1 protein-coding gene and 4 pseudogenes are annotated in these 2,371 nt (G+C 39.4%); 4 read left to right on the top strand and 1 reads right to left on the bottom strand.

The features are described 5' to 3' along the window. A pseudogene (locus DYY66_RS08515) lies at positions 1-325 on the bottom strand (hypothetical protein); the annotation flags it as partial. Between the two features lie 143 nt (positions 326-468). Here DYY66_RS08515 and DYY66_RS16385 point away from each other — a divergent pair. The 4 genes and pseudogenes from DYY66_RS16385 to DYY66_RS08495 all read left to right on the top strand — a co-directional run. Further along, positions 469-1,272 (top strand): annotated as a pseudogene (locus tag DYY66_RS16385) (NAD-dependent epimerase/dehydratase family protein); the annotation flags it as partial. A 1-nt stretch (position 1,273) separates the two neighbouring features. Beyond that, positions 1,274-1,528, top strand: a pseudogene (locus DYY66_RS13175) (hypothetical protein); the annotation flags it as partial. After that, positions 1,525-2,117 (top strand): annotated as a pseudogene (locus DYY66_RS08500) (glycosyltransferase family 2 protein); the annotation flags it as partial. The pseudogenes DYY66_RS13175 and DYY66_RS08500, both read left to right, overlap by 4 nt. Positions 2,118-2,131: 14 nt before the next feature. After that, positions 2,132-2,371 (top strand): glycosyltransferase (locus DYY66_RS08495; protein WP_309223996.1); only part of this gene is annotated, 240 nt, incomplete at its 3' end.

Here is a 2,371-nt window from a genome sequence, read left to right as displayed (position 1 = left end):
TTGCAATTTTTTTTATCAATTCTCTTGCCTTTGTTCCCTTGTAGTAAGCAATTCCAATTCCTAAAACCAAGAGATTTACCCCAATCAAAGGAGCCGCAAGAAATCCCGGAGTAAATGGATCAATGACCTCTGTTCCCAAGACATCTGAATGAAATGGACTTGATGCACGCACTATTAGAGCAGGAAAAACCAACGAAGTTATGCTGATCAGTACAATGACAAGTGTGGGAATAAAGACTGCCCACGGAAGGATCTTGTTTGTCTGTCTGACCTTTGGCACTTCTGCATCTTCCGAACCTGTCTTGGAACCGGCCATGTTTTGCATAAAATCAAGTACCTTAAAACTTGAACGGAATCGCTGACTTGCAGAACAGATTAGACGATAGTATAATGATTTGGCAGATTACATCATACAATTTTTTTCCATGAAAATCAGATTGACTTTAATGAAAGGAAATTGAGGTACCCATGATGAATTATGTTATAACCGGTGGTGCAGGATTTATCGGTAGTCACTTGGCAAAGGCTCTTTTAGAAAAGGGAGACTCGGTAAAAATAATAGATAATCTTTCTACCGGAACCAAGTCAAACCTTGATGGTATATTGAAAAAAATATCATTTCATGATATAGACGTACTAGATTACAAAAACCTAGAAAAAGTTCTCCAGGGAAATGACGGAATATTTCATCTTGCAGCACTTACATCTGTATCAGAATCATACCTAAAACAAAAAGAGTACAATGACGTTAACGTCAAGGGAACAGGGAACGTATTTCAGATTGCAGAAAAATTCCACATCAAGACAGTATTTGCATCAAGCTCAAGTGTATATGGCAATACCAAAAACATTCCTACCTCCGAATCTGAAAAAAGGGATCCAATAAACCCGTATGGGATGACAAAGCTAGAGGCAGAAAATCTTGCGATACGTTACTCAAAGGACTGCGATATTGTCGGACTGCGCTACTACAACGTTTACGGACAGGCCATGATAACAGGCACAGGGGTAATCACACAATTTTACCAAAACATACAAAGACAAAAACCGCCTGTGATTGACGGCGACGGAAATCAACTACGTGACTTTGTGCATATACAAGACGTAGTACGGGCAACAATATCTGCAATGGAAAAAGACACAGGCTCGACTTTTATCAATATAGGCTCTGGCACTGTAACATCTATTCTACAGCTTGCAAATATGTTCATAAAATATTCCGGACTGGATACCAAGCCAGTCTCTGTCAATGAAAAAGAGGGAAATGTAAGGNGCAACCATGTCCTCAATGGAGAAAAATACAGGCTTGGCTTTTATCAACATAGGCTCTGGCATTACCACATCAATTCTACAACTTGCCAACATGTTCACAAAATATTCCGGACTTGACATAAAACCAGTATTTGCCTCTGAAAAAGAGGGAAATGTGAGAGCAAGCCAAGCTGATGTTTCCCTTGCAAAAAGACTTCTTGACTGGAAACCGCAAACTACATTAGAAGACTGGATAGAGAGTTTATACAAATCATGAAACTTGTCGGCATTCCTGCATATAACGAAGAAAAGACAATCGGAGATATAGTAAAAAGATCATTACAGTATTCTGATAGAGTCATAGTTGTAGACGACGGTTCAACCGATAGAACGGCACAGATTGCAAAACAAAGCGGAGCTACGGTAATATCGCACGAAAAAAACCAAGGATATGGAGCTGCAGTTATTACATTGTTTGACAGGGCAAGAAAGGAAAATGCAGACATACTTACCATAATTGACGGAGATGGTCAACATGATCCAGGACAGATTCCTCTTCTGGTAAACACAATGCAAGAAAATAATGTCGACGTGGTTATCGGCTCTAGATTTTTAGATGATACATCCAGTACACCTGGATATAGAAAAAGAGGAATCAAAATAATAACGTCTGCTGCAAACTTTGGTGCAGACTTTAAAGTAAGCGATGCTCAGTCTGGTTTTAGATCATACTCTAAAAGAGCAATAGATTCCATTCATCCAACGGAAACAGGAATGTCCGTATCAACAGAAATCTTACTAAAAATATCAAACAAGGGTCTTTCAGTTGCCGAGGTCCCAATTACCGTATCATACAACGGAGATTCNATATGGAGCTGCAGTGATTACGCTATTTGATAGGGCAAGACAAGAAAATGCCGATATTCTTACAATAATTGACGGAGACGGGCAGCATGACCCAGGACAGATTCCTCTTCTAGTAAACACACTGCAAGAAAATAATGTTGATGTAGTTATCGGATCTAGGTTTTTAGATGACAAGTCCGGTACGCCAGGATATAGAAAAAGGGGGATCAAGATTATTACCTCCGCTACAAACTTTGGTGCAGACTTTAAGGTA

Source organism: Candidatus Nitrosotalea sp. FS, assembly GCF_011319475.1.
Classification (GTDB): domain Archaea; phylum Thermoproteota; class Nitrososphaeria; order Nitrososphaerales; family Nitrosopumilaceae; genus Nitrosotalea.
This window is presented reverse-complemented; position numbering and strand designations above follow the sequence as displayed.